Source organism: Terrimonas sp., from assembly GCF_003075435.1.
In the GTDB taxonomy this organism is placed as follows: Bacteria; Bacteroidota; Bacteroidia; order Chitinophagales; family Chitinophagaceae; genus Agriterribacter.
Genome location: NZ_QCZJ01000002.1, coordinates 240,229 through 266,707 on the forward strand (window position 1 = coordinate 240,229; position 26,479 = coordinate 266,707).

Annotated in this window: 28 protein-coding genes; 10 read left to right on the top strand and 18 right to left on the bottom strand. The window is 40.3% G+C overall.

What is annotated here, in order from left to right; genetic code table 11:
- The first annotated feature begins 2 nt into the window (after positions 1-2).
- From DC498_RS03675 to rfbD, 4 genes are read left to right on the top strand one after another with little or no spacing between them, the layout of a single operon-like run.
- A complete protein-coding gene (locus DC498_RS03675; protein ID WP_240627842.1) occupies positions 3-1,298 on the top strand; it encodes a nucleotide sugar dehydrogenase in 1,296 nt (431 codons plus the stop codon).
- Complete coding sequence (rfbB, locus tag DC498_RS03680) at positions 1,298-2,365, top strand: dTDP-glucose 4,6-dehydratase (protein WP_116872775.1); 1,068 nt, start codon at positions 1,298-1,300, stop codon at positions 2,363-2,365. Before DC498_RS03675 ends, rfbB begins: the two co-directional genes overlap by 1 nt.
- Before the next feature lie 39 nt (positions 2,366-2,404).
- Complete coding sequence (gene rfbC / locus DC498_RS03685) at positions 2,405-2,965, top strand: dTDP-4-dehydrorhamnose 3,5-epimerase (RefSeq protein ID WP_116872776.1); 561 nt, start codon at positions 2,405-2,407, stop codon at positions 2,963-2,965.
- A 2-nt stretch (positions 2,966-2,967) separates the two neighbouring features.
- Positions 2,968-3,840, top strand: a complete 873-nt coding sequence (rfbD, locus tag DC498_RS03690) for a dTDP-4-dehydrorhamnose reductase (RefSeq protein ID WP_116872777.1) — start codon at positions 2,968-2,970, stop codon at positions 3,838-3,840.
- Here the strand turns inward: rfbD and DC498_RS03695 are convergent.
- Complete coding sequence (locus DC498_RS03695) at positions 3,819-4,931, bottom strand: carboxylate-amine ligase (RefSeq protein ID WP_116872778.1); 1,113 nt, start codon at positions 4,929-4,931, stop codon at positions 3,819-3,821. The genes rfbD and DC498_RS03695 overlap by 22 nt on opposite strands.
- A gap of 33 nt (positions 4,932-4,964) precedes the next feature.
- Positions 4,965-5,918 (bottom strand): ATP-grasp domain-containing protein, encoded by a 954-nt coding sequence (locus DC498_RS03700; protein WP_116872779.1) that lies wholly within the window; start codon positions 5,916-5,918, stop codon positions 4,965-4,967.
- A gap of 182 nt (positions 5,919-6,100) precedes the next feature.
- Between DC498_RS03700 and DC498_RS03705 the strand changes: the two genes are divergently transcribed.
- Positions 6,101-6,907 (top strand): alpha/beta hydrolase, encoded by an 807-nt coding sequence (locus DC498_RS03705; protein WP_116872964.1) that lies wholly within the window; start codon positions 6,101-6,103, stop codon positions 6,905-6,907.
- On the opposite strand, the gene DC498_RS03710 is transcribed toward DC498_RS03705, so the two are convergent.
- Positions 6,908-7,312 (bottom strand): RrF2 family transcriptional regulator, encoded by a 405-nt coding sequence (locus DC498_RS03710; protein WP_116872780.1) that lies wholly within the window; start codon positions 7,310-7,312, stop codon positions 6,908-6,910.
- Positions 7,313-7,974: 662 nt separating this feature from the next.
- Between DC498_RS03710 and DC498_RS03715 the strand changes: the two genes are divergently transcribed.
- Positions 7,975-8,577, top strand: coding sequence for a DUF1684 domain-containing protein (locus DC498_RS03715; protein ID WP_116872781.1), 603 nt, complete (start codon positions 7,975-7,977; stop codon positions 8,575-8,577).
- A gap of 44 nt (positions 8,578-8,621) precedes the next feature.
- Here the strand turns inward: DC498_RS03715 and dapB are convergent, their stop codons facing one another.
- The 5 genes from dapB to DC498_RS03740 form a co-directional block, all read right to left on the bottom strand.
- Complete coding sequence (gene dapB / locus DC498_RS03720; protein WP_116872782.1) at positions 8,622-9,338, bottom strand: 4-hydroxy-tetrahydrodipicolinate reductase; 717 nt, start codon at positions 9,336-9,338, stop codon at positions 8,622-8,624.
- Positions 9,339-9,347: 9 nt separating this feature from the next.
- The gene (locus tag DC498_RS03725; RefSeq protein WP_133176753.1) at positions 9,348-10,052 is read right to left on the bottom strand and encodes a DUF5683 domain-containing protein; all 705 of its coding nucleotides are present in this window, start codon (positions 10,050-10,052) and stop codon (positions 9,348-9,350) included.
- A 48-nt stretch (positions 10,053-10,100) separates the two neighbouring features.
- Entirely contained in the window at positions 10,101-11,021 is a 921-nt protein-coding gene (locus tag DC498_RS03730) for a ParB/RepB/Spo0J family partition protein (protein WP_116872784.1), read from the bottom strand.
- Positions 11,005-11,826 (bottom strand): ParA family protein, encoded by an 822-nt coding sequence (locus DC498_RS03735; RefSeq protein WP_116872785.1) that lies wholly within the window; start codon positions 11,824-11,826, stop codon positions 11,005-11,007. The genes DC498_RS03730 and DC498_RS03735 overlap by 17 nt, the downstream gene beginning before the upstream one ends.
- Before the next feature lie 125 nt (positions 11,827-11,951).
- Positions 11,952-12,632: a metal-dependent hydrolase gene (locus DC498_RS03740; protein WP_116872786.1), complete on the bottom strand. Its 681-nt coding sequence runs from the start codon at positions 12,630-12,632 to the stop codon at positions 11,952-11,954.
- A 135-nt stretch (positions 12,633-12,767) separates the two neighbouring features.
- On the opposite strand from DC498_RS03740, the gene DC498_RS03745 reads away from it, so the two are divergent.
- Positions 12,768-13,280: an NADPH-dependent FMN reductase gene (locus tag DC498_RS03745; RefSeq protein WP_116872787.1), complete on the top strand. Its 513-nt coding sequence runs from the start codon at positions 12,768-12,770 to the stop codon at positions 13,278-13,280.
- Between the two features lie 39 nt (positions 13,281-13,319).
- Positions 13,320-14,570, top strand: a complete 1,251-nt coding sequence (locus tag DC498_RS03750; RefSeq protein ID WP_116872788.1) for a metallophosphoesterase — start codon at positions 13,320-13,322, stop codon at positions 14,568-14,570.
- A 30-nt stretch (positions 14,571-14,600) separates the two neighbouring features.
- Here DC498_RS03750 and DC498_RS03755 read toward each other — a convergent pair whose 3' ends face one another.
- From DC498_RS03755 to DC498_RS03785, 7 genes are all read right to left on the bottom strand, one after another.
- Positions 14,601-15,119 carry a hypothetical protein gene (locus tag DC498_RS03755; protein WP_116872789.1) on the bottom strand — a complete coding sequence of 173 codons (519 nt, stop codon included), beginning with the start codon at positions 15,117-15,119 and terminating at the stop codon, positions 14,601-14,603.
- A gap of 90 nt (positions 15,120-15,209) precedes the next feature.
- Positions 15,210-15,911 (bottom strand): LytR/AlgR family response regulator transcription factor, encoded by a 702-nt coding sequence (locus DC498_RS03760; protein ID WP_116872790.1) that lies wholly within the window; start codon positions 15,909-15,911, stop codon positions 15,210-15,212.
- The gene (locus tag DC498_RS03765) at positions 15,912-16,946 is read right to left on the bottom strand and encodes a sensor histidine kinase (RefSeq protein WP_240627844.1); all 1,035 of its coding nucleotides are present in this window, start codon (positions 16,944-16,946) and stop codon (positions 15,912-15,914) included.
- A gap of 398 nt (positions 16,947-17,344) precedes the next feature.
- Positions 17,345-18,574 carry an ABC transporter permease gene (locus DC498_RS03770; protein ID WP_116872792.1) on the bottom strand — a complete coding sequence of 410 codons (1,230 nt, stop codon included), beginning with the start codon at positions 18,572-18,574 and terminating at the stop codon, positions 17,345-17,347.
- A gap of 11 nt (positions 18,575-18,585) precedes the next feature.
- A complete protein-coding gene (locus DC498_RS03775) occupies positions 18,586-19,335 on the bottom strand; it encodes an ABC transporter ATP-binding protein (RefSeq protein WP_116872793.1) in 750 nt (249 codons plus the stop codon).
- Positions 19,336-19,415: 80 nt separating this feature from the next.
- Positions 19,416-20,705 (bottom strand): efflux RND transporter periplasmic adaptor subunit, encoded by a 1,290-nt coding sequence (locus DC498_RS03780; RefSeq protein ID WP_116872794.1) that lies wholly within the window; start codon positions 20,703-20,705, stop codon positions 19,416-19,418.
- Between the two features lie 30 nt (positions 20,706-20,735).
- On the bottom strand, positions 20,736-22,076 hold the full coding sequence (locus DC498_RS03785; protein WP_116872965.1) for a TolC family protein: 1,341 nt from the start codon (positions 22,074-22,076) through the stop codon (positions 20,736-20,738).
- A 130-nt stretch (positions 22,077-22,206) separates the two neighbouring features.
- On the opposite strand from DC498_RS03785, the gene DC498_RS03790 reads away from it, so the two are divergent.
- On the top strand, positions 22,207-22,470 hold the full coding sequence (locus tag DC498_RS03790; RefSeq protein WP_133176754.1) for a hypothetical protein: 264 nt from the start codon (positions 22,207-22,209) through the stop codon (positions 22,468-22,470).
- A gap of 702 nt (positions 22,471-23,172) precedes the next feature.
- Here the strand turns inward: DC498_RS03790 and DC498_RS03795 are convergent.
- From DC498_RS03795 to DC498_RS03805, 3 genes are all read right to left on the bottom strand, one after another.
- On the bottom strand, positions 23,173-23,388 hold the full coding sequence (locus tag DC498_RS03795) for a hypothetical protein (RefSeq protein WP_133176755.1): 216 nt from the start codon (positions 23,386-23,388) through the stop codon (positions 23,173-23,175).
- Positions 23,389-23,471: 83 nt separating this feature from the next.
- Positions 23,472-24,272, bottom strand: a complete 801-nt coding sequence (locus DC498_RS03800; RefSeq protein WP_116872797.1) for a glycerophosphodiester phosphodiesterase family protein — start codon at positions 24,270-24,272, stop codon at positions 23,472-23,474.
- Positions 24,273-24,279: 7 nt separating this feature from the next.
- Positions 24,280-25,062: an endonuclease/exonuclease/phosphatase family protein gene (locus tag DC498_RS03805; protein WP_116872798.1), complete on the bottom strand. Its 783-nt coding sequence runs from the start codon at positions 25,060-25,062 to the stop codon at positions 24,280-24,282.
- Between the two features lie 602 nt (positions 25,063-25,664).
- Here DC498_RS03805 and DC498_RS03810 point away from each other — a divergent pair.
- The gene (locus DC498_RS03810; protein ID WP_116872799.1) at positions 25,665-26,477 is read left to right on the top strand and encodes a thymidylate synthase; all 813 of its coding nucleotides are present in this window, start codon (positions 25,665-25,667) and stop codon (positions 26,475-26,477) included.
- Positions 26,478-26,479: the final 2 nt, after the last annotated feature.

The window sequence follows — 26,479 nt, forward strand, 5'->3', positions numbered from 1 at the left end:
GTATGCTTATATACGATGATGTTATCAACAAAAAGGCAAAATTGGCAGTAATCGGGTTAGGATATGTAGGACTTCCTATCGCTCTTGAGTTTGCAAAAAGGGTAAGTGTTATTGGTTTTGACATTAATGCAAAGCGCATTGAAATGATGAGGAATGGTATTGACCCAAGCAATGAGCTCGAATCCTCTGCATTTGCAGGTTGCGATATTCATTTCACAAACTCACTTGATGAATTAAGAGAAGCAAAATTTTTTATTGTAGCCGTGCCTACACCGGTAGACGAACATAATGTACCGGATCTTATACCAGTGAAAAGAGCTTCTGAAACAATCGGGAAAGTAATAAAAAAAGGAGATTATGTTGTATATGAATCAACCGTATACCCTGGTTGTACCGAGGAGGATTGCTTACCAATTATAGAAGAATTAAGTGGACTTAAACTAAATGAAGATTTTAAACTGGGATATTCGCCCGAGCGTATTAATCCCGGAGATAAGGAACATACACTTGCTAAAATCATTAAAGTGGTTTCGGGTTCTGATGCAGTATCTGCGGAAGAGATAGCAAAGACGTATGAAATAGTGGTAAAAGCGGGAATACACAGGGCATCATCCATAAAAGTAGCGGAGGCTGCAAAAATTATTGAAAATACCCAACGCGATCTGAATATTGCGTTGATGAATGAGCTATCTATCATTTTTGATATGGTAGGTATTAATACATTTGAGGTGCTTGAAGCTGCAGGCACCAAATGGAATTTCCTGAAATTTCAACCCGGACTTGTGGGCGGGCATTGTATAGGCGTTGATCCATATTATCTTACCTATAAATCCAATGAACTTGGTTATGAATCCAGGGTTATACTTGCAGGAAGAGTGATTAACGATGAAATGCCTATGTATGTGGCAAAAAAAGTAGTGCAGCATATTATTAAAAACGCAAAAGAGGCAACAGGTGCAAGAGTATTAGTAATGGGCGCTACTTTTAAGGAGAATGTAAGCGATATCAGAAATTCAAAGGTGATTGATATGGTTCGAGAGTTGAGGGCCTATTCGCTTAATGTAGATATAGTTGATCCGTATGCTGATAGTGAAGAGCTTCAGCATGAGTATGGATTTGCATTATCTCCTGCAACAGGAAAAAATTACGATGCGGTCATTCTCGCTGTTCCTCATACTGAATATAAGAACCTTACCGAAGATTATTTACTTTCTATTACCAATCCTAGTGCTATTTTTGCTGACTTAAAAGGCTTGTATCGCGGCAGATTCTCAAAATTGAAATACTGGAGTTTGTAATGGACAAATATCAGAAAATAATAGCAATAACAGGAGGAGCCGGTTTTATCGGCTCTCATGTTTTACGCCTGTTTGTAAATAAATATCCCGAGTACTTTATCGTAAATGTTGATGCGCTTACTTATGCGGGCAATCTCGAAAATTTAAGGGATATTGAAAGCAAGCCTAATTATGCATTTGAGCATGCCGATATATGCGACGAGAACAAGATTGAGGAGCTTTTTGCCAAATATAATTTTGATGCTTTTATTCATCTTGCCGCTGAAAGTCATGTTGACCGTTCTATAACAGACCCACTTGCTTTTGTAAGAACGAATGTTTTGGGAACTGGTATTTTATTGAATGCCTGCCGTAAGCACTGGAAGGATAAAGCCAGTGATAAGAACCTGTTTTATCATGTATCTACTGATGAAGTATATGGCTCATTAGGCGAAACAGGATTTTTTACAGAAGAAACACCGTATGATCCAAGATCGCCATATTCCGCGTCAAAAGCCTCTTCAGATCATTTGGTAATGGCATATCACCATACATATGATTTACCGGTAGTACTTTCTAATTGTTCAAATAATTATGGCTCTCATCATTTTCCGGAAAAACTGATCCCTTTAATGATCAATAATATTAAGCATAATAAACCCCTGCCGGTGTATGGAAAAGGTGAAAATGTGAGAGACTGGTTATGGGTAGAGGATCATGCAAGAGCAATTGATCTGATTTTTCACAAAGGAAGGAGAGGGGAGAAATACAATATAGGCGGATTTAATGAATGGAAAAATATCGACCTGGTGCATTTGCTTTGCAATATTATGGATGAAAAACTGGGACGAGAAAAAGGCACATCTGCAAAACTCATTACTCATGTGAAAGATCGCATGGGGCATGATCTGCGTTATGCTATTGATGCCTCTAAGCTCAATAATGAACTGGGGTGGAAACCTTCGCTTCAATTTGAAGAAGGATTAGGAAAAACAGTGGATTGGTATCTGCAAAACGAAGCCTGGGTAAATCATGTTACTTCAGGGCAATACCAGCAATATTATTCTGAGCAATACAATAAAAGGTAATATTACTTCTTATCTTCACCCTGCATAATAATTTGATTCATGCCGTTTAATAAAACCGATATCCCCGGCCTGGTGTTATTTCAACCAAAAGTTTTTGAGGATAGCAGGGGATACTTTTTTGAAAGTTTTAATAAAGCAGTTTTTGCAGCAGAAGGATTAGCATTTGATTGGGTACAGGATAACGAGTCGTATTCAGGCTATGGTGTAATCCGTGGATTACATTTTCAAAATCATCCTAAAGCACAAGCTAAGTTAATTCGGGTGCTGGAAGGAAAAATTTATGATGTTGCAGTAGATATCCGCGAAGGATCACCAACATTCGGCAAATGGTTTGGCGTGGAGCTTTCTTCCGAAAACAAATTGCAATTATTAATTCCCAAAGGTTTTGCGCATGGCTTTTCCGTGATAAGTGAAACTGCTAAAGTGCTGTATAAATGCGATAATTTATATGATAAGAATGCGGAAGGGGGTATTATGTATAATGATGCAGATTTAAATATTGACTGGAAAATTCCGGCTGATAAAAGCATTATATCAGACAAAGATTTACATCATCCTTCACTGAAGGATTGCAACACTCAATTTATATTTGAAGAATAGTAATGAGCAGGTTAAAGATATTGGTCACAGGTTCTTCAGGTCAATTAGGGAAATGCATACAGGAAATATCTTCACTGTTTACTGAATTCGAATTTTTCTTTTATTCCCGACCTGTATTTGCGCTTGATGATACTGAAACAATGAAAGCCGCATTTGCGTCAGTCAAACCTGATGTATGTATTAACTGTGCTGCATATACTGCTGTTGATAAAGCGGAATCTGAAAAGGAGACCGCGTATAAGATAAATGCCGATGGTGTTGGGGAATTGGCTTTATTATGTAAGCAATATCAAACAAGGTTTATCCATATTTCTACAGATTATGTTTTTAAAGGCAACGCTTCTTCAGCATATAAAGAAAGCGATCCGGTAGACCCTGTTAACGCCTATGGCGCGTCTAAAGCAGAAGGAGAGAAGCTTGCCCTGCAAAACAATCCTGCATCGGTAATTATCCGTACGTCGTGGGTGTATAGTTCGTATGGAAAGAATTTTGTGAAAACGATGCTCAGCCTGATGAATCAAAGAGACGAGATCAATGTAGTTAATGATCAAACAGGATCTCCTACCTATGCCATTGATCTTGCGCAAGCCATACTCCATATAGCAGCGCATAAAAAATGGATACCGGGCATCTATCATTACAGCAATAAAGGAATAATAAACTGGTATGAGTTTGCTGTTGGCATTCAGCAGAAAATAAACAGTAATTGTAAGGTAAATCCTATTCCAACATCTTCATACCCCACACCTGCGAAAAGGCCGGTGTTCTCTGTGCTGGATACTTCGAAAATTGAAACTGATTACGGAATTGATATTCCATATTGGAAAGATAGCCTGGATAAATACTTACTCCATTATAATGCTGAAAGAAACTGACTATTGATAAACTGAGCAACCGCGGGTAGCTGTTGCGTATTATTGTATACATCAAGCTGCCTGTCGGCACCTGTGCCTTTCTCAATTATTTTTTGCACATTAGCCAGGCGATGCCGCGATCCTAAGTTATCTACTATATCATCAACAAAATCCAGCAGCTCATAAATCAATACTCTTGTATTTACCTCTTCTTCTTTTCCAAAATCAATTAAATGACCATCCAGTCCATACCTGCTGGCGCGCCATTTATTTTCGTTTACCAGTGCCCGTGAGTACTGGATAAAGTTCATATTTTCCGTACGCAACTTATATAGCTTTGCGCAGATGGCCTGAAATAAAGCGGTGATAGCAATGGTTTCATCCACTGTTAGCGGAACATCGCAAATCCGGAATTCCACGGTATTAAAAAACGGGTGAACCCTTAAGTCCCACCATATTTTTTTGGCATTATCAATGCAGTTTGTTTTTATCAGGAGGTTTACATAATTATCATAAGCTTCAATACTTTCAAAAAAGTCAGGTATACCTGTGCGCGGAAACTTATCAAATACTTTTGTGCGGAATGATTTAAAGCCAGTAAACCTGCCTTCCCAAAAAGGCGAATTGGTGCTTAATGCAAAAACATGCGGCAGAAAATATCGTGCGGAATTCGCGATGTGAACAGCCATCTTCCTGCTTTCCATACCAACATGCACATGCAAGCCGAAAATCAGGTTGCTTCTCGCGGCATCCTGCATTTCATTCACTATTTCATGATAGCGTATATTATCGGTAATCAACTGGCTTTCCCATGCGCTGAAGGGATGCGTTCCTGCAGCGCCCATCGCCAGCCCAAGCCCGCCTGCTATTTCAGCAATGGTTTTTCGTAAAAGAGAAACATCATTATGAGCAGCGTCAACATCTTCACAAATATCAGTACCCACCTCAACCACAGCCTGGTGCATTTCAGCTTTTACTTTATCTTTTATCATTTTCTGTCCCTCAGAAACAATTTTCTGCTCATGACTTTTCAATTCAAAAGTATGTGGGTCTATTACCATATACTCTTCCTCAACTCCTACAGTGAATTGCTTATAATTCAGATTAGCCATATGGGTCGTTATTAGGTATTTATATTGTTATGATCAAGCTAATGGTAATTTATCAGCGCTTCTTTTTATGTATTCTCCCCAGGTAAGATTGTCAAGACCTTCTTTGTAATGTACAGCCCTTTCAATAGCATAATTGGCTGCGGTTTCAACTACCCATTCAAAGTTTTCCTCACCTACACTTGTGCGCTCAGCATCAGGTGCCGGGTTACAAAAATCTATTGCATAGGGCACGCCGTTCCTCACCGCTAATTCAACGGTATTAAAATCGTAACCAAGATATTTATTAATACGCAAAACAATTTCTTCCATCTGCCGGTATCTTTCAGGCGATGGCTTAAAACTGCTTTCATAGCGCAGGTGATGCGGGTTTCTCGGTTCGTAAGGCATGATGCGCACATATTTGCCACCAATACAATAGCAGCGGTAATATTCCTCAAAAACAATTTCTTCCTGCAGCAGCATTACCAATTGCCCGGTTTCGCCATGTTTGTCAAAAAAATCTTCGATGCTGTCGAGCCTGTATACATTTTTCCAGCCGCCGCCGGCAAAAGGTTTCATATAAGCCGGAAAGCCAACATACCTGAAAATACCTTCCCAATCCAGTGGATAAGCAAGGTTGGAAAATGATTCATCAGAAGTATCTGTTGGCAATTCTCTTGAAGGTAAAATAACGGTTTTAGGAACAGGCACCCCGATTTTTATAGCCAGCGCATTATTAAAAAACTTTTCATCAGCGCTCCACCAGAATGGATTATTGATAACCGCGGTTCCGCTTATAGCCGCGTTCTTGAGAAATGCCCGGTAAAAAGGCACATCCTGCGATATACGGTCTACAATAACCGCGTAACCGCTTGATTCACCCTGAATTACTTTATCTATACTTACCGGTTCTGCAATAATGCCATCCGGATTCTTACTATTGATCCTTTCAACAAATGCTTTGGGAAAAGATCTTTCTTTTCCATGCAGTATTCCTATTTTCTTCATATTTCATATTTAAGCCGGTTTTAAGCGGCTGGTTAGAACAAATGGTAATGAATAGTAAGATAAGCAATTAATAATTCTGCCCAACAAAATCTGTTTTAAACCATCATATTCTTTATTTTACCCGGTTCAGATACATTTTTCTTGTGATCTTTCCGTTATATTTTAAGTTTGTATTTTTTGATATGATAGACAATATAGCCATACCTGTAGAAAATTATACCCTTCAATCTGCCTTTTTGAAAAGAGAAGTAAAGATGGATTTTTTTCTTCCCAATAATATTGCGGAAGGGAAAACGAGTTTATTACTGATAAATGACGGGCAGGATATGGAAACGCTTGGGCTTGCTGAAATACTCTCAGGACTTTACAAAACCAATGAAATAGAGGAAGTCTTATGTATCGGGATACATTGTGGTGAAGACCGCAAGAATGAATACGGCACTGCTTATATTCCTGATTTTAAAGGTCGCGGGGCAAAGGCAGCTTTGTATACCAGGTTTATCTTTAGCGAATTATTACCTTTTATACACAGGCAAACCGGGATTACATATTTTAAAAATAAGTCCTTTGCAGGCTTTTCACTGGGTGGACTTTCTGCCATAGATATTGTTTGGAATCATCCTGCCGAATTTTTAAATGTTGGCGTTTTCAGCGGTTCACTCTGGTGGCGAACCAAAGCGCTGGATGATGGTTATGTAGAAGAAACCGATCGTATTATGCATGCGCAGATAAGGAAAGGAACCTATTACCCCTGGCTCAGATTCTTTTTTGAAACCGGCACGCAGGATGAAACGGCTGACAGGAATAATAACGGTATTATTGATTCTATTGATGATACCATGGGATTAATAGAAGAGCTTAAGCTAAAAGGATATAGTTTAGGGAAGGATATAGCATATCTTGAATTAGCCGATGGAAAGCATGATGTGCCAACCTGGGCTAAAGCAATGCCTTATTTTTTAAAGTGGGGATGGGGTAAGCAATCCTGATCATATAAGATCGGCCACCGTCTTTTTTTCAAGTATTCTTAATGTTGCATCACGTGCCAGTATAAGCGTATCGCGCAGGGCACAATTCTTTTCATCGCAGTTTTTACATCGCTCATAAAAGTTAAGGCTAACGCAGGGTAATAGTGCTATTGGCCCATCCAGCAGCCGCATAATGCGGGCTAATGTAATATCTGCAGGGCGTTCTTTGAAAAAGTAGCCTCCGCCTTTGCCTTTTTTACTGTCAAGGATGCCCACATTTTTAAGCTCCAGCAGAATATTTTCCAGGAATTTAAGGGGTATTTTTTTCTTACGGGATATTTCGGCAATAAGTATAGGCCCGTCTTTCTCAGCCTGCGCCATATACATAAGCGCCTTAAATGCATATTGGGTCTTTTTAGAAAGCATACGGCAATTTAGGAGGAATTATGTAAATGTAAAAATTTCACAGTTATTGATATGCAAGGGCGCTTAGTATATATGTTAATGCAGACGTGTTAATAAGCCCCGGATTGCTAAACTACCGGGAGGAGGGAAACGCAGATCTTCGCCCAAAATCAACAACAATAGCAAAAATTGTCAATCTTTTTTTCATCGCAGAGTTTTGTAAACATTAGCGCTTAAAGAGCGAGCGTTCTCCGCGAAGTCTCTCCTCCGGGCAATGTGCGTTGGCAGGACTCTGCGGTAGACGGGGCATCAAAGATTGTAATTAAAACTGCTGCCATGTAAAGATGATGTAGATTTGACGAAACAAAGATGATGAGTACCCCTCGCAGAGTCCAGCTCACGCACAAAAGGCTCGGAGTTGAGACTCCGCGGAGAACCTAATTGTCAATCTTATTACCCTTATAACAGAACGTGGGATTGTAGACCCTTAATCAATTTTGTGCTTCGATATATTTCTGATGACCCTTATTTTTTATTGGTGTTCTTCATACAGGTGCATATTTTTATAACCGGTATGAGAGAACAGATGCCGGCAGAAGTAAAACTCAGGAAAAATGCAGAATAACTCTTAACCTTCAATGCTGCATAATACCTAACTTGGTAAATTAAAAAGCACCAATACTATGAAGTATTTCCTGGTTTTAATATTGATAATAAGCTTGCCGTGTTTTAGTCAGGATTATAAAACACAGTTGGCGGCATTCCGCAATACATATAAAGCGGAATTCCTGAAGGACAACCATTCACCATTAAACAAATCAGACCTGAAATTGCTGCGTTTTTATGATGCCGACAGCACATACAGGGTTACAGCGAAAGTGGAAATTTTACCTTCTGCTCCCGGCTTTATAATGCCTGTATTCAGCGGAACGGGAAGAGAGTATACAAGATATGCAGTGCTAGAATTTTTGCTAAAAGATCAACCTGTGAAGCTTACGGTATACAGAAGCACCGCTCTATCCGGCAACCCACAATATGTTGACTATTTGTTTTTACCTTTTACTGATAAAACAAACGGTGAAGATACTTACACAGGCGGGAGGTATATTGATCTTTCGGTAAAGGACTTTGCAAACGGAATGGTGATTATTGATTTTAACAAAGCATATAATCCATACTGTGCTTATAGCGCCGGCTACTCCTGCCCAAAGCCACCGGATGAAAATAAGCTGGATATTAAGATAGAAGCCGGGGAAAAAAAATTTGCAGGCAAAAAGAAGCATTGATTTTCCCGGGAAATTGTGCAGCAACGGGAAAAAATCAATAACTGTTATAAACCCAGCACATCCTGCATATTAAAAATGCCCTTTCTTCCATAAATAAATTCAGCGGCTAAAACAGCGCCTAAGGCAAAACCGGACCGGTTATGGGCTGTATGTTTTATTTCAATATCGTCTATAGCTGATTTGTATGTGATGATATGGGTGCCTGGCGCCGGATCTATACGTTTGCTTTCAATCACCAGGTCGGTTTTCTTTTCCGCTTTATTCAACACCCATTGTTTTTTAAAGGGGCTTACTTCCAGTATTTGCTCCGCCAGTGTAATAGCTGTACCACTGGGTGCATCAAGTTTTTGGGTATGATGTATTTCTTCTAATGATGGTTCATACTCAGCCTGTGAAGCCATCAGCTTTGCAAGTTTTTTATTGATCTCGAAAAATATATTTACACCTATACTGAAATTGCTGGCATATAAAAAAGCTCCATTCTGTTCTTTACAATTCCAAACGGCTTCTTCATATTGCTTAAGCCAACCGGTTGAGCCACTTACAACAGGCACACCTGCTTCAAAGCATTTATTGATATTTTCAAACGCACTTTCCGGGCCGGTAAATTCAATAGCTACATCTGCTTTCCGGATATTTTCAATCGTATTATCTTCCAGGTTATCAATTGAAATTTTCAGCACGATTTCATGCTTACGTTGCAGCGCAATTTCTTCAATGGCATGCCCCATTTTTCCGTAACCTATCAAAGCTATTTTCATGCGTTTTTTTTAGTTGGCAAATATAGGCGTTTTGCGGCGTGGCGGTGAGGTGGAAGCTATATGATTTTTACCAATATTGAATACGATGCTCAGTCCCGCAGTATTTGCCATAGGAGAGAGGCCTGGTTTTAACTGTATGCTAAGATCATCACTTACATTAAAATCTCTGAGATGCCCGTCAACGGCTGCATCCATCACTTGTAATCCCCACAATGCAATAAATGCAAGTACAGAATAGTCTACGTTCTTTCTGAATTCACTACGGTAATTTTTTAATCCTGCCTGGTCTCTCGCATCCACAAATGGTTTAAGTTGCGGATATACACTTTCATAGCCCGATGAGTCACCTAAATTCATCATGCTATATAATGTGTTGTAAGCAAACCTCGTCCGGTTAAACCATTTCAGGTTATCTGTAAACGTATATACCGGTATGGCAAGTGCGCCATAAACAATCGGCATCTTCCAGTACTTTTTGTTATAAGCCTGACCTGCGCCGGGCAAAATAGCGGATAATAATGCTGCTCTTTTTGCAGGGTTTATTTTTTTTGCAGTATCAATTTTCAGCTTTGCCAGGCTATCGCTTTTGATAGACGGAGCATGGGTCACAATCACACTGTCTTTATGCAATGTATCGGCAGCTATTTTTGGTAAGGTATCCCGTGATCCAGGCAAAGTATCCTGCTGCGCGTTTACACGCCCGATTGTCAACAAAAAACAACAATAAAGTAGGAAATGATAGCTACGCATAATTGCAGTTACTCATCCGGCAGATACCTGCATTTTCTCAAGAATAGCATTAAGTTCCTGCACCGAAAAATATTCAATGGTTATAGAGCCATTTCCCTTTTTGCTATGCTGCATTTTTACGCGGGTGCCGTAATGAGAGGCCAAGGTATCTTCAATTTTTTTGAATGGCGCGGCCAGCGTGGCTTTTACCGATTTTTTAACAGGCGCATTTTTGTAAAGATTTCTTACCAGGTCTTCTGTTTGCCTTACAGAAAGCCCTTTATTCTTTATCTCATTAAAAATGTATAACTGCTGCTCTACATTATCTACATTAATTATGGCGCGGGCATGCCCCATGCTTATCACGTTGTTGCGGACAGCAACCTGTATATCCGGCGGCAGTTTTAATAAACGTATGTAATTTGTAACCGTACTTCTTTCTTTACCCATTCTTTCAGCTACCTGCTCCTGCGTATAAGCCAGCTCTTCCATCATGCGCTTATAGCTGAGCGCAATTTCAATGGAATTAAGATTTTCTCTTTGTAAGTTTTCGAGCAGGGCCAGTTCAAGCAATTGCTGATCGTTTGCCTGGCGTATATATACCGGCACATCTTTAATACCGGCAAGCTTTGAAGCCCTCCATCTTCTTTCTCCTGCAATTAACCTGTATTTTTCAGCACCTGCAATTTTAGCAACGGTAAGCGGCTGAATAATATCGTGCAGTTTTATCGATTCTGCTAATTCCTGTAAAGCTTTTTCGTCAAAATCGCGGCGCGGCTGTTTGGGATTGGGTTCAATCTGCTCAACCGGAATACGTAATGTAGTTGTAGCTTTTTCTACAACACCTGATTTAAGATGATCTCCGCCGCTTGTTTTCAGATCTGAGTCAATACTTTGCAAAAGAGAGCGGATGCCTTTTCCGAGGGCGTCCTTTTTATTATTGGGTGTGCTCATTGTCAAGAGTTAAAATTCTTTCATCCTGTGGTATCTGGGTCATGTTATTGCGCTGCAATATTTCCTTGGCAAGATTGAGATAGTTGATGGAACCTTTACTTTCAGCATCATATAAAATAGCAGGCTTGCCAACACTGGGCGCTTCACTTAATCTTGTATTACGATGTATAATAGTATCAAAAACCATTTCCTCAAAATGCTGTCTTACTTCATTCACTACCTGGTTACATAACCTGAGGCGACCGTCATACATTGTCATCAGGATACCTTCTATTACCAGTTCAGGATTCAGCCTGCTCTGTACAATTTTTATAGTATTGAGCAATTTCCCTAATCCCTCAAGGGCAAAAAATTCTGTTTGCACAGGCACAACCACACTATCAGCGGCAGTTAATGCATTTACCGTTATCAATCCTAAAGAAGGAGAGCAGTCTACCACTATGAAATCATAGTCATTTTTAACCGGCTCAAGAATATGCTTCAATACATTTTCACGGTTGGGATAATTGATCATCTCAATTTCCGCACCTACAAGGTCAATATGTGAAGGCATTACATCTAGAAAAGGAATTTCTGATTTCAGAATAACATCCCGCGCCGGTACATCATTTACCATGCAGTCGTATAAACTCTTCTGGATGTTGTGCAAATCAAAGCCGGTACCCGTTGTGCTATTTGCCTGCGGATCAGCATCTACAAGAAGCGTTTTCTTTTCCAGCACAGCAAAACTCGCGGCTAAATTTATAGCCGTGGTTGTTTTTCCCACCCCGCCTTTTTGATTGGCTATACCTATTATTCTTGCCATAATTTATGTTACGGATATAATTATACTAATATAAAACTTAATATGTTATGGTTGTCAATGGGCAAATGTAGACTTTTATCGGGTGTTTTTTGCCAGATATTATGTACAATATATAAAGAGGTTTGCTATAATTCCATTGATTCGCCCGGCGAAAGCAGGTATAACTGTAGTCCCTGCTCCGCAAACAGCTGCTTCGCCGCTTCGTGATCAATCTTTATATAACCGAATGTATCATAATGAACGCCAATTATTTTGCGGCATTGAATAAATTTCGCTGCCTGAACAGCGTCTGCTGCATCCATCGTGAAATTGTCGCCAATGGGCAATACCGAAAAATTAAGGGCGGTGTACTGGGGTATTAACTGCATATCAAGGGTAAGCGCCGTATCGCCGCTATAATAAAAATTGCCTTCTTCGCTTGTAAAAACAAATCCCATCGGGTTACCGCCATAAGTACCATCAGGCAGTCCGCTTGAATGATGAGCCGTTACACATTTTACCACCCCAAAGTCAAAACTCCATTTACCACCGGTGTTCATAGGGTGGGTATTGGTTACGCCCTGCCTGTTAAGCCACATATGAATTTCAAAGCTGCAAACCACTTTGGCGCCGGTACGTGTAGCAATGGCAACACAGTCAGCTATATGATCTTCATGCCCGTGAGAAAGAAATATATAGTCTGCTTCAACAGATGCTGCATCAATTCCTTTAGCCAGTTCATTGTATGTGATGAAAGGATCGAAAAGAATTTTTTTGTGCTTTATTATTACAGAAAAGCAGGAATGTCCGTATGATGTGAAATGCATGATTATAATATACTATTGTTATTTGATACTGATGGTTGAAACAGGATTATCTTTGCAGCATACCGGGTTTCAACCATAGCCCGGGCAAAAATACTGTTTCGGCGTAAAATTAAAAGGAACAATTCATTCAGATACATGCAATCAGATATATACACCATTATTTCAGGCACTAACCGGCCGGGAAGTAATACCATAAGAGTGGCAAGACAATATGAAAATATTCTAAAAGCAAAGGGAATTGAACCAAAATTTATTACACTGGAAAATCTTGATGTAATAAGCAGGAGCGAGGCCCTGGTTAAATTAGAGAAAGAGGTATTGATACCTACCACCAAGTTTATTTTTGTTACGCCGGAATATAACGGCAGCTTTCCCGGAGTACTGAAAGCAATGATGGATAACACCACTATTGAGAAAGTTTGGTGGGGTAAAAAAGCATTGCTTACCGGCGTATCTACCGGAAGGGCGGGAAATTTAAGAGGAATGGAACATTTAACAGGTGTACTGCATTATTTAAAGATGCATGTATACCACAATAAGCTTCCTATTTCTGTGGTAAATAAATTATTTAATACTGAGTATAATATTGAAGATCCTGCCACATTAAGGGCGATCAATGATCAACTGGACGAGTTTATAAAATTCTGAAGTATCTCAAATCTCAAATCTTAAATTTCAAATTAATATATGCGTCGTTTTTCCGGTTCATGGATTTTAATCATAATCATGTTGCTGATAGACCTGTATGTTTTTCAGGCGCTGAAAGTGGTAATACAGCATACTTCTCCTAAAGTAAAACTTATAGTTTTTGGAATATACTGGCTTTTTAGTGCAGGGGCAGTTATAACCCTGCTGATAATGCCGTATATTAATATTGAAAGTTGGCCGAAAGCATTGCGCACTTATTTTATTTCAATTCTTATCGGGTTATTCCTCTCTAAGGCAGTTACGGTAATTTTTTTGATTGTAGATGACCTGAGAAGAGTACTGCAATGGGCAGGGGGAAAATTATTTTACCAGTATGTTCACGGAGAACCATTTAAAGCTGCCGGTATTTCACGTTCAGTATTTATGAGCTGGCTGGGTTTAGGCATAGGAGGAGGATTATTTGGCACTTTGCTATGGGGATTTCGTAATAAATACCGTTACGATCTAAAAACAATTCAGCTTAATTTCCCCAATCTTCCTGAAGCGTTTAAAGGATTAAAAATTATTCATATTTCCGATGTGCATTCCGGCAGCTTTACCGATAAAAAAGCGGTGGCACATGGTATTGATATGATTATGAAACAAGGCGCGGATATTATTTTATTTACAGGCGACCTGGTGAATGATCATGTTGATGAGATGAATGATTATTCTGATATATTTTCAAAGTTAAGCGCGCCTATGGGTGTATTCAGCACTTTAGGCAATCATGATTATGGCGACTACCGGGCATGGCCAAGCGCAGAAGCCAAAGAACAAAACCTGGAACGGTTAAAGCAACTGCAAAAAGATATGGGCTGGCGTTTGCTGATGAATGAGCATGTGCCATTGGAAAAGAACGGGCAGCAAATAGCATTGCTTGGTATAGAAAACTGGGGAGCAAAAGCTAATTTTCCGAAGTATGGAAAGTTGGATCAGGCATATGCCGGCACTGAAAAATATCCTTTTAAAATTTTAATGAGCCACGATCCAAGCCATTGGGATGCGGAAGTAAGAACGGAAACATATAAAGATATAGACCTGATGCTTTCCGGACATACACACGGCATGCAGTTTGGCGTGGAAGTGCCCGGCTTTAAATGGAGTCCCGTACAGTATGTATATAAACAATGGGCAGGATTATATGAGGAAGCTGCTCAAAAACTATATATTAACCGCGGCTATGGATTTATTGGTTATCCGGGACGAGTTGGTATATTACCGGAGATTACGGTGATTGAGTTGGTATAGCGTAAAGATTTACCCGTAAGTATTACATGCTTATCTTATTCTCTTCAAATAAAACTCTCCCTCAGTAATAGCAACTTTATCATTCTCATCTTCCATATTCACAAAAAAGTTACCGGTAAAGCTCCCTTTAATTGCCCCGGGTTCTATGGTAGTAAGGGTAAGATAGTATTTGGAAACCGGTTCTCTGTCAGACAAATCATACCAGCTTGTTGAGCCGTTCCGGGTAATAGAATATCCACCCGGCATAAAATAATTATCTGAACTATAGGTGCCTTCTGTTAATGAAGTTCCATCAACCTGCAGGCTTATACCAAAGCTTTCCCGCATATCGCCGCTTGCACCCTGAAAAGCAAAATTTGTTTTGTTGGCATCATCAAGGTCTGCACCAAGTTCTGCGACAGCATTTGTCCATAATACCCAACTGCCGTTCATTTTAAATTTAAGGTAGTACCCGGCATTATCAGTATTATCTGGTTCTTTCTTACAGCCTGTTAGTACAAAAGTTAATATGCTGATCGTAGCTAAAGCGAAAAGGACAATCTTTCTCATAATCGTTTCATATTGGCAACGCAATATAATCTGTTATTTTTAAAATTTACCTTGTATATACAAATGTGCAGGCAGGCAGTATCGCATTTTTTATTTTCTTTTTCCGGTAATTACTTCCACTACCTCTTTATACGTTTCCCCAACCGGCAATTCCATATCACCCACAAATACGCTGTTCTTTTTAACAGCGGTAATATGATCTGATGAAACGATAAACGATTTGTGTATACGTATAAATTTAGACCGCGGCAGCTCTTCTTCTATCGCCTTCATGCTTATCCTGGCGATAAGTGGTTTTGCAGGGGCAACAAGGTGAATTCTCAGGTAATCCCGTAATCCTTCTACCCACATAATATCACTGAACATTATTTTTACCATGCTGTAATCTACATTCAGAAAAAAGTAATCACTGCCTGCATCCGTTTGTTTATGCTTTAACTGGTATAGCTCACTGGCTTTATTGCATGCCTGCATAAAACGGGAGAGCTCTACAGGTTTTAGGAGATAGTCCACAACATTTAAATCATAGCTTTCCAAAGCAAATTTTTCGTAGGCTGTTACCAAAATAAACATGGGTTTGTGCGAAAGGCTTTTTATGAACTGCAAGCCCGTTAAGCCCGGCATTTGTATATCAATAAATACAAGATCAATTTCCTGTTCCAGCAATACCTGGTTGGCTTCAAAAGCGTCGCCGCATGTTGTTACCAGTTGCAGGTAAGGCACTTTGCTGATGTAATCCTGCATCAGTTGCAAAGCAAGCGGTTCATCATCTACTGCTATACATTTCAGCATTTATACAAGATTTATTTGTAAGGATACAACAAACCAGCCATCTTCTTTTGTAATAAGCAGATCATGCTTTTCTTTATACAATAAATTTAGCCTGCGCATTACGTTGGCCAGACCAATACCCGAAGTCCTGTCTTTGCTTTCATTTGTTTCAGAAGCATCATACCTGTTTCGCACAACAAAGTTAAGCGTATCATGCGCTACACTCATATTGATGTATATCTGCGCGTTTTTAATATGTCCGGTACCATGTTTAAACGCGTTTTCAATAAAAGGTATCAACAGCATGGGGGCTATCTCCTGGTACGCTTCTGCCTGCGGAATATGTACATCAAGTTCAACCTTTCCGCCTACACGCTGCTTCTGTAAATCAATATAGCTGTTCAGGTAATCAATTTCCTTTTGTAAAGAAACCCTTTCCTCATCTGTTTCATACAGCATATACCTCATTAAGGTAGAAAGTTTGAATATAGTAGGTTCCAGCTGATCGCTTTTAAGGCGGGCTAATGCAAGTATATTGTTCAGTACATTGAACATAAAATGCGGGCTTACCTGTGAGCGAAGAAATGAAAGCTCCGACTTGAAATTTTCTTCCTGCTTTTGTTGTAGTAACTTATCGGTTTTGTTTTTGTCGATGATCATGCGGTATGCTGTGCTAACAGCAATTGCCAGCATAAATGGTGGAATATTAAATCCTATGGATCTTGACAATAAAAATCCCCTGCCTGTAATTAATGATATAAACAGCCAGGAATGAACTGTCATTATAACTACGAATAACCCCAGAACGATCAAAAAGTAATACAGGTATTTCTTATTGTAGATGAACACAGGTGTTAAAATATAGGCGTTAAAATAAAAAACACCTATCCATAGCAATGCTGTAAGATTATTAACAAGAAAAAAGCCTCTTTCATCCGGGTCTTTAGGAGTGTCAACAGCCGGGTATCGCCGTAATAAAAACGGGAGAGAGAACACAATGATCCAGGCAGCTACGTGGAACACTACTTTTACCCAGCTTTTATTAATCCAACCCATTTTCATTTTTGCAAAATATATTTTTTATGTCATTCACTTATGTCTTTTCACGTTTCACGCAGGGATTTCGCTTTTAAGTTAAATAATTATACAGTTTTCCTTAGTGCTGGCAGTAAAGTATAGACCCTCTCTCCGTCATTTCGACCGAGCAACACGGGCATTATCCTTTAATCACTCTTACTCGAGGGAGAAATCTGCCGGGCATTGGTGCTAATGCTCAACATTTGTACTACTACCCAACGGATTTACCTTCGGTGAGAAAAGTTCTCTCCCACCGCAACATGCTCTTAGTTCAATCTTCATGCTGGCGGGTTCGAAATGAACGATGCTGCAATCATTATTTTTAAAAGTGAAATCCCTGACGTTTCACACCCTCTATTTTTACTTTTACATTTCGGCTATTCATACCTCAAAGCCTCTATAGGATCCAATCTCGCAGCTTTTTGTGCAGGATAATATCCGAAAAACACACCTGTTACAGCACAAACCATAAATGACAATATAATGGATGATTCTGATATCAATATAGGCCATTGCATAAACACATTCACCAATTCTGCCGCGCCTATTCCCAGTGCCACACCAATAATACCACCTGTAATACTTATCAGAATTGCTTCCACCAAAAATTGTAACAGTATATCAATCCCCCTTGCGCCTATTGACATGCGAAGCCCGATTTCCTTTGTGCGTTCCGTTACTGAAACATACATGATATTCATAATACCAATTCCGCCCACTACAAGCGAAATGCCTGCAATTGCCGCCAGCAATACCGTAAGCAATTCGCTTGTTGAGCTAATGGTGCTGATCAGTTCCGCTTGTGTGCGTATTGAAAAATCATCTTCATCAGATCCTTTTAACTTATGCTGCTTGCGTAATACTGCAGTAATTTCCTGTGTTGCAGTATCAGAGCTTTGCTCGTTTACCGCAGAAGCATAAATTGTTTGCACATAAGGCACAGCCAGTATTCTTTTTTGTACTGTTGTATACGGCGCTATAATAATATCGTCCTGGTCCTGCCCAAAAGTATTTTCTCCTTTTTCTGCAAGCACACCAATTACCTTCAACGGAATCTTTCCAAAACGAATAGTTTGCCCTATTGGATTCTGCCCGTTTGTAAAAATATTATCTACAATAGTTTGCCCTATTACACAAACCTTTGCCATTGTTCTCACATCTTCTTCTGTAAAGTTCAGTCCGTCTTTAATTTTCCATTCACGTATTACAGGCAGGTAATCGGGAGACACTCCCTGTATAGTAGTGGGCCAGTTCAATGCGCCGTTTATTACCTGCCCGCTTGCCTGCAGCCCGGGAGAAACCGCTGTAATAAAATTTACTTTTTCTTTTATAGCGTCAACATCTTCAACCTTTAACGTTTGTAAGCTTGATGCGCCAAGCCTTGCGCCACCCCCAACAGTAACATTGCTGCTCGGGCGTATATTGATCATATTAGAACCCATACCGGATAACTGATCGCGTATGCTTTGCTTGGAGCCTTCACCTATTGCAACCATCGTAATTACAGAAGCAACACCTATAATAATACCAAGCATGGTAAGAAAAGCCCTGAGCTTATTTCTCACCAGCGCTTTCCACGCTATTCTGAAGAGATTAATTACATTCATGTTACTTCAATTTAATAATCATCATTTACAGGCAGGCTGTCCAGCGCTTCTTTTGCGGATTTTACATTTTCATTCTTACTGTCTTTTACTACATGGCCGTCCTTCAACGTTACTGTTCTGCTGCTGAATGCCGCTATATCAGGTTCATGCGTAACAAACACAATTGTTTTTCCCTGCTCCCTGTTCAGCTCCTGCATCAGCGACATGATCTCATAAGATGTTCTTGTATCAAGATTACCGGTGGCTTCATCCGCCAATATCATCACCGGCTCATTTACCAATGCTCTTGCTATAGCCACACGCTGCTGTTGTCCGCCTGATAACTGGTTGGGGAGATGATCCATCCTGTCTGCAAGCTTAACTGCTTCCAGCGCTTTCATTGCTTTTTCCTTTCGTTCGTGCAAAGTGATACCGGAATTGTACAGCAACGGTAATTCCACGTTTTCAAGGGCAGATGTTCTTGCCAGTAAATTATACGATTGAAATACAAAACCGATCTTCCTGTTGCGCAGCCTCGCTAATTCATTGCGGGAAAGGTTTTTTACATTCACACCATCCAGCAAATAATCCCCGTCTGTAGGTTTATCGAGACAACCCAGAATATTGAGCAATGTTGTTTTGCCTGAGCCACTGCTGCCCATGATGGTTACAAACTCACCTGGTTGCACATTAAAGGATACACCTCTTAATGCGCGAACCGTTTCGCTGCCCATCTTGAATTCTCTTTTCAAATGCTGTATATCAAGAATTGCGTTTGCCATAATGTTGATTGTGATATGTTGCAGGTTTCGGGTTACAGGTTGCTGATCGCTGGTAGCTAACTGCCCACCACTCCCTGCCCCTATCCCCCCGGAGGTGGTCCCGGATTATTCCTCCTGTTATTTCCTCCCGGACGCTTAGGCATAAACGGGCTGGAAGCTGTTCCTTTTTTCTTCGCCTCTGTTTTCGATATCTGTTCATAGCCTGTTACAACTTCATCTCCTTCACTCAATCCGGAAACAACCTGTACTGAAGTTTCATCTTTCATACCAGTTGTTACAGGTGCAGCAATAATGCTGCTGTCTTTCTTAACCCATACCACAGCTTTCATGTCCTGTTTCATGCTGTCAGGTTGTTTCGCGGATGAGTTAGCCGGTTTTTCAGCTCCGTTATTTCGATGCATACCATTATGTGACGGCGGCATATTTCCTTCTATTGCATATATAGCACCTAATACAGAATCCGGTTGGAACTGTACGGCTTTCGCGGAAACGATCAGCGCACCGGGCACTTCTTTGGTATAGATTGTAATATTCGCTGTCATGCCCGGTTTCAGTTTCATGTCTTTATTAGGCGCATCAATAATAGTGGTATAGTTTACCACGTTTGAAGAAGTGGTGGGTTTTAACCTCACATCAAGCACAGTGCCCTCAAATGAATCATCAGGGAAAGCGTCAACCGTGAAGTTTACACGTTGGCCTTTTTTTACATTTCCTATATCAGCTTCATCAACCGATGCCTGCACCTGCATTTTAGTAAGATCTTTTGCAATACTGAACAGGGTTGGTGTACTGAAGCTTGCTGCAACAGTTTGACCCTCGCTTACACTCCTGGATAAAACGGTTCCATCAATAGGAGAATAAATATCAGTAAAGGAAAGATTACGTTTTGCAGAAGACAACTGGGCAATTATACCATTTACATTATCATTGCCGGAATTGTATTGATATAAAGCGGTTTCATATTCTGCCCTGCTGATAGCGCCAACTTTAAACAATTGTTCCTGTCTCTGGAAATTGCTCTTTTGATAAACGGCATTAGCCTTTGCCTGCTGCAGGTTGGCCTGTATCTGCTGCACCTGCGCCTCCAGCAAAGATTTATCCAACTGCGCCAGCAATTGCCCTTTTTTTACTGTTGAATTAAAATCAGCATATACCTTGTTTATGGTGCCCGAAACCTGTGTACCTACGGCTACCGTATCAACAGGCTGTATAGTGCCGGTTGCAGTTACTGAAGTGCTCAAGGTGCCTGTATACGGATGCTCCGTTTGCAGTATTACCACGGTACCCTCATCCCTGAATTTCCAGAACCACACACCAACTGCTATCAGCGCCGCTATCACTATTAAAATGATCCATGTCTTTTTTTTCATTACTTGTGCGTTTTATATTCAATGATCTTATTAAAATGATACAGGAACGCCTGTATAGAAATTGTATATTTTGTTATAAAGTACAGCACTGTATTTTGCCTGTATATAGGATTGCAGCGCCTGCACATACTGATTCTTCTGCTGTAACAACTCTACCATATTTACTGCGCCTAGCCGTAACTGTTCGTTGGTAATATCATAGCTGTCCTGCGTTGCTTTCATCTGCTTTTCTGCTGCTGTATACTGTGCCTGCCTGTTTTGTACATTAATATATGCCTGCTCTAGCTGTGTACTTAAATTGAGTTTGGTATCCGCCAGTGAAAGCTTTGCCTGTTCAATAGCAATTTTTGATTTTTCTATGCTCGTTTTATTTACCCTTCTGCTATAGATGGGAATACCTACAGTTAAGCCCAATGATTGATAAAAGTTGTTATTGATCTGTGTAAAATATTTGTTATCCGGACTAAGATTGGCATACCCGCTGGCGAGGTTAGCGCCAAGACTTACAGTGGGTAATGTTCCGGACCTTGCTAACAACAGGTTGGTTTTTGCGAGGTCGATACCAAGCTGGCTGTTTTTTATCTCGGGCCTGGTGGAAAGTGCGGCGTCCTGTGCGGACGCAAGGTTCGGTATCATTTCCTGTACGGTAATATTATCCGGTGCTTCTATTTTAAAATCATAGGCAGATGGAAGCTGCAGGGTTTGTTTCAACGTCAATACATTCAACCGGTAATTGTTCTGCGCATTTACAAGATTATATTCGTCGCTTGCTGTTTGTGCTTCAAATTGTAAAAAATCTTTTTTGGAAATACTGCCGGCATCGTAGCGCTGTTGCCCTTGCTGCAACTGCGCTTTGGAAGTAACCAATACATCTTCGAGGTATTTAATGGTTTCCTGTGCCAGCAAAATATTCAGGAATGATTCTGTAATATTCAGCGTAATATCGTTTTGTGTTTCCTCTACACTGAGGTTAGCGGATTGCAGCGAAATTTGCTTTGCGGTAATATTGTTATTAATGTAGCCGCCATTGTAAAGCGTTACAGAAGAATTGATGCCATAGTTGCCTGAAAAATTTGCCTGGGATGATAATCCGCCCACCACCACATCTGTTTTCTTTCCATTAACAAAAGACTGGGAAAGCGATGCGGACACAGAGGGATATCTCGCGGCTTTTGCCTGTAAAACATCCTGCTCTGCAGAACTGGTGTTTAGCCGCAGGTTATTGAGCTGTATATTATTTTTCTTAGCATATTCTATACAATACTGGAGACTCCATTGGGCGGGGAGATCTTGCAAAGTACTATCCTGTGCGTGTATGCCGGTGGCACTTAATGTTATTGCCGCAATTAAAATGATCAGAAACTTCTTCATGCCGTCATTCATTTAATGCTTAATGAAATGAATCATTTACCATGTCAAAAGTATCCTGATATAAAAAGGCAGTATATATAAAAGCGGCAAAACAGCAATATTGTGCGACAAACAGGGATAAAGAAAATTTATGAACACGCTCTTCCGCCCTTTCGATCCCGCCCTCATGAAGATTGGCCTAAAAGTATGTTACGGCGGGAGAGAACTTTTCTCACCGAAGGTAAACCAGCCTGCCGGCAGGCTGGTATCTCACTCGCGCCAAAACGATGATAGTAAGATTCCCGTGTTGCTCGTTTATAATGACATCATTACGTATGAATTGAAAACCAGGTTTCCTGTGTTGCGCCGTGTGTATAATGATTTAGCATTACAACAAATACTTTTTATAGAATAGCACAAGGAATACACTGATGATACTGATAAACACCGATACATTCCGTAAATATCCGTTTTATTCGTGTTCCATTCTGCGTATTGGGTATGCCCGAAGTTATTTTTAAATAATCCCTGATATATTTCCTGCCACCAATTCCGGTGTTCGCATCGGCGAAACAGGATTTGCTACACAAAGAGCTACAAAGCATGCACAAAGTTACACAGAGCGATTTATTATTCTTTGTGGCTCTTTGTGTAGCCTTCGTGTACCTCTGTGAAATAACCAGTAAATATTGCAACCTGTAAACCGGGGCCGGGAAGGCTATTAGTGCTTACAAATAACCATTAAGGAATTAAGAAATTTATGTAAAAGTCTTCATGTACCTTAACTTCTTAATGGTTTTATAAAACAGCTATTATTTTTTTACGAGCTAAATATGGTTCCTGTTAGTATATACCCTGCCGCGTATCGGCTACCTGTTTGTAGAAAAATGCACCCGTTTTATTTGCCCCGTATGGGGCTACCCCTGCATAACAACAAAATAGCATTCCGGCGGTTTACCCAAATGATATAGCCCATAAGCCCGCTGTTTTTACAGCAAACCATTTTAATGTCATCTTTATATTTTTCCTGAATCAGGTTTGGTACTCGTGATGATGATGTCTTGAGCAATTTCTTGTTGCTGTTGCAATAGAGATTGTCTTGGTTATGAACAGTACATTATTTTTTGTGAGTAGCGGGTAACTCGCAGGAATCCCCGATACAACGTTTGGGGCGAAAAAAACCAGTAATGATCATAGCCGTGCCAAACAGGATTGCGGGCCAACCATCCTTATTAAAGTACAATATACCAATTGCTATGAATAAGCCTCCGAGTCCCCATCGAACCAGGCGGCTTATCCAAATGGTGAGGCGGATAGGTTTATCATTGTCCATTTGCAGCATTGTGATTTATTCTGCAAGATTGAAATTTTGTATTGAATGGTCAGTGATATTGGTCACAATGCTTATGCCAGTATTTACTTGTTTAGCAATTCAAATAATAATTCAGGCTCATTTGTGGTGATATAATCAAACTTCTGGTCAATAAACCATTTCATATCTTCTGCACTATTAACTGTCCAAACATTCAACTCTACATTATTTTGTTTTGCTTCAGCAACCCATCCCGGTTTTTTTTTGAATACGCTGTAATGATAATCTAACCCCGGAACATTATCAGCCTTTAATTGCCCGGGAGATTTTTCGCCATTCAGATAGGCTACATTAGCGCCCGGCTGCAGTTCCAATACTTTTTTTACAATATCATAATCAAAGCTGATATACATTACCCAGGGTTCAGCCTTTAACTCTTTTACCAGTTCAACGCATTTCCGCGCAAGAATTTGCCCCCGTCCTTTACTTATGGCTGAAGGTTTTATTTCGAAAACAAGTTTTGTGGCGTGCTGCTGCATACCTGCAAGCAGGTATTGCCTTGCGGTAGGTATGGTTTCACCATTCGATAATTTGGTTTCTGCAAGCGAAGCATAGGTATTTTCTTCAATTTTTTTGCCTGCATATTTATCATCATGATTTACAATCAATGTATCATCCGCAGTAAGGTGCACGTCAAACTCCGAACCCGCGCAGCCAATGCGCACAGCTTCCCGCAATGAGGCTATAGAATTTTCCGGGAGATTATTTTTCTTCCATGCACCTCTGTGCGCTACTACTATATTACTGGCAAAATTCATTTTTGAATCTGTTGTTTTCTTCGTGTGTGAGCATCCGTTATGTATTACTATAACTGCGGCGCAAAAGAACAGAGCGTAGACTTTCATTGTAAGATTATTGTATTTCTAATGTAATTAATACCGGTTTGTGATCTGAGTAGTCGTATGGAAGAACCTGCACATCCACTACTTTAAATGTATGTCCTTTTTTCAGCCAGGCATAATCTATACGTACTTTCGGGTTGTCCACAGAAAAAGTAAGCTGCGGATCCCCTTTTAAAATGGCGGCATCATTCCAGGCAGTTGATAATATACGGTAAGGCTCTTTATCCGGTGTAAAATTTAAATCACCGCAAAGTATTACCGGCAACTTTACGCTCTCAAAAGTTTTATTTATTTCAGTAACCTGAGCTATCCTGTTCTCTTCAAACTGGTGACAAAGATGCGTGCCTGCAAAAACAATTTTTTTCTTTTTCGATAACGGGTAATCAATATAGATCAATGCACGCGGTTCGCCGCCTTTGGGTGTGGGCAGGATTTTTACTGTTGCTCTTGCTGGTTTATTGGTTAGCAAGCCTTCACCATATCCGCCGCCATCATAATCCATGGCCTTGCCGAAAAAGCCATGCATGCCGGTCTTCCTGGCTAATTCAGCAATAAAATCAGTATGTACTTTATATATGCTTTCGCTTCTGCCGGTAGCGCTGTCTACTTCCTGGAAGGCTGCAAGATCGGGTTTGTATTTATTAATAAGCCCTGCTACGCTATCAATATTAGGCTCACCTTTTTTATAAGCCTGCTCACCATGAAAAATATTATAGCTTAATATTTTAATGGTTTGCTGCGAGTGAGCAGTGGAGAAAGTAAACAGCAGCAATGTTAAGCCCCATTTTATCATAAGAATGAACTTTTGTCTGAATGATCAAAAATAGGGAAATAGTAAAGAAGTTTTGGAGGGTGCATCAGAGATTTCGCTTTTAAGTAATGCTGTTCATTCGGGTATGGCACAAATGGTTCCGTTCCATCCTAAGGTAACCTGATACTCATATACCAACCATACCTACTCGCGGTGCAGGCAATCAGCACTGCAGAATAGCAGAGGCATGTTGTATAACTTACGCTGAGTATTACAGTAGCGGGGTATACAGTCTGTTGCGCATTGTTCAGTATTGATATGAAAGTTGAAAATTTGCACTAAAGCTCAGTACATATCCTACTGCCTGTCATTCCGATCCCGCCTGAGGTTGCCTTGACATATATGTATGTTGCGGCGGGAGAGGAATCTGAGTAACGTAATTTCATATAAAGCCCAGAACCTGGTCTGCGCTTCAATAAAGGCTGCCTGATGTTATACTGCACAAGCGAGCGTAGCAAGGAACGATGCTATAAATACTGTTGCTGGTAACAAAAATATCCACTATCAATGCACATTTTGTGTGTTTTTAAAATGCATCTCGCCCTTCACCTTATACCTTTCTCCTTTTAATGTAACTTGCGCTCATGCAACAATACCTTGATTTGCTTCAGCATGTTATAGATACCGGTGTGCAAAAGCACGACAGAACCGGCACGGGCACGATCAGTTGTTTTGGTTACCAGATGAGGTTTGATCTAAGTAATGGTTTTCCGCTGGTAACTACCAAAAAATTACACCTTAAAAGTATTGTTCACGAATTGCTTTGGTTTTTGAAAGGTGAGACGAATATTAAATATCTTACCGAGCACGGCGTAAGTATATGGAATGAATGGGCAGATGAAAATGGGGATCTTGGGCCTGTTTACGGAAAGCAATGGCGTAGCTGGGAAGGTGCTGACGGCATGGTAATCGACCAGATCACTGATGTGATCGACCAGATCAAAAAAAATCCTGACAGCAGAAGACTTATTGTGAGTGCGTGGAATGTGGCTGATCTTCCTAAAATGGCGTTGATGCCCTGCCACAATATGTTCCAGTTTTATGTGGCTGAACCTGCACCGGGTGATAAGCCAAGATTGTCGTGTCAGCTATACCAACGTTCTGCCGATGTGTTTTTGGGTGTGCCTTTCAATATCGCTTCTTATGCTCTGCTTACAATGATGATAGCACAGGTTTGTGATCTTGAGCCGGGAGATTTTGTGCACACTTTTGGCGATGTGCATTTGTATAATAATCATATTGAACAGGCAAGGCTTCAGTTGACCCGTATTCCTTATGCATTGCCGGAGATACACATCAATCCTGATGTGAAAAATATCATTGATTTTACTTATGAAGATTTTAAACTGGAGCATTACGAATTTCACCCGGCAATAAAAGCACCGGTTGCGGTATGAGG

Bases quoted from the DNA above. Each gene is read 5' to 3' on its own strand.
- DC498_RS03675 (WP_240627842.1), top strand. From the start codon at position 3: ATGCTTATATACGATGATGTTATCAACAAAAAGGCAAAATTGGCAGTA.
- rfbB (WP_116872775.1), top strand. From the start codon at position 1,298: ATGGACAAATATCAGAAAATAATAGCAATAACAGGAGGAGCCGGTTTT.
- rfbC (WP_116872776.1), top strand. From the start codon at position 2,405: ATGCCGTTTAATAAAACCGATATCCCCGGCCTGGTGTTATTTCAACCA.
- rfbD (WP_116872777.1), top strand. From the start codon at position 2,968: ATGAGCAGGTTAAAGATATTGGTCACAGGTTCTTCAGGTCAATTAGGG.
- DC498_RS03695 (WP_116872778.1), bottom strand. From the start codon at position 4,931: ATGGCTAATCTGAATTATAAGCAATTCACTGTAGGAGTTGAGGAAGAG.
- DC498_RS03700 (WP_116872779.1), bottom strand. From the start codon at position 5,918: ATGAAGAAAATAGGAATACTGCATGGAAAAGAAAGATCTTTTCCCAAA.
- DC498_RS03705 (WP_116872964.1), top strand. From the start codon at position 6,101: ATGATAGACAATATAGCCATACCTGTAGAAAATTATACCCTTCAATCT.
- DC498_RS03710 (WP_116872780.1), bottom strand. From the start codon at position 7,312: ATGCTTTCTAAAAAGACCCAATATGCATTTAAGGCGCTTATGTATATG.
- DC498_RS03715 (WP_116872781.1), top strand. From the start codon at position 7,975: ATGAAGTATTTCCTGGTTTTAATATTGATAATAAGCTTGCCGTGTTTT.
- dapB (WP_116872782.1), bottom strand. From the start codon at position 9,338: ATGAAAATAGCTTTGATAGGTTACGGAAAAATGGGGCATGCCATTGAA.
- DC498_RS03730 (WP_116872784.1), bottom strand. From the start codon at position 11,021: ATGAGCACACCCAATAATAAAAAGGACGCCCTCGGAAAAGGCATCCGC.
- DC498_RS03735 (WP_116872785.1), bottom strand. From the start codon at position 11,826: ATGGCAAGAATAATAGGTATAGCCAATCAAAAAGGCGGGGTGGGAAAA.
- DC498_RS03740 (WP_116872786.1), bottom strand. From the start codon at position 12,632: ATGCATTTCACATCATACGGACATTCCTGCTTTTCTGTAATAATAAAG.
- DC498_RS03745 (WP_116872787.1), top strand. From the start codon at position 12,768: ATGCAATCAGATATATACACCATTATTTCAGGCACTAACCGGCCGGGA.
- DC498_RS03750 (WP_116872788.1), top strand. From the start codon at position 13,320: ATGCGTCGTTTTTCCGGTTCATGGATTTTAATCATAATCATGTTGCTG.
- DC498_RS03755 (WP_116872789.1), bottom strand. From the start codon at position 15,119: ATGAGAAAGATTGTCCTTTTCGCTTTAGCTACGATCAGCATATTAACT.
- DC498_RS03760 (WP_116872790.1), bottom strand. From the start codon at position 15,911: ATGCTGAAATGTATAGCAGTAGATGATGAACCGCTTGCTTTGCAACTG.
- DC498_RS03765 (WP_240627844.1), bottom strand. From the start codon at position 16,946: ATGGGTTGGATTAATAAAAGCTGGGTAAAAGTAGTGTTCCACGTAGCT.
- DC498_RS03770 (WP_116872792.1), bottom strand. From the start codon at position 18,574: ATGAATGTAATTAATCTCTTCAGAATAGCGTGGAAAGCGCTGGTGAGA.
- DC498_RS03775 (WP_116872793.1), bottom strand. From the start codon at position 19,335: ATGGCAAACGCAATTCTTGATATACAGCATTTGAAAAGAGAATTCAAG.
- DC498_RS03780 (WP_116872794.1), bottom strand. From the start codon at position 20,705: ATGAAAAAAAAGACATGGATCATTTTAATAGTGATAGCGGCGCTGATA.
- DC498_RS03785 (WP_116872965.1), bottom strand. From the start codon at position 22,076: ATGAAGAAGTTTCTGATCATTTTAATTGCGGCAATAACATTAAGTGCC.
- DC498_RS03790 (WP_133176754.1), top strand. From the start codon at position 22,207: ATGAACACGCTCTTCCGCCCTTTCGATCCCGCCCTCATGAAGATTGGC.
- DC498_RS03795 (WP_133176755.1), bottom strand. From the start codon at position 23,388: ATGGACAATGATAAACCTATCCGCCTCACCATTTGGATAAGCCGCCTG.
- DC498_RS03800 (WP_116872797.1), bottom strand. From the start codon at position 24,272: ATGAAAGTCTACGCTCTGTTCTTTTGCGCCGCAGTTATAGTAATACAT.
- DC498_RS03805 (WP_116872798.1), bottom strand. From the start codon at position 25,062: ATGATAAAATGGGGCTTAACATTGCTGCTGTTTACTTTCTCCACTGCT.
- DC498_RS03810 (WP_116872799.1), top strand. From the start codon at position 25,665: ATGCAACAATACCTTGATTTGCTTCAGCATGTTATAGATACCGGTGTG.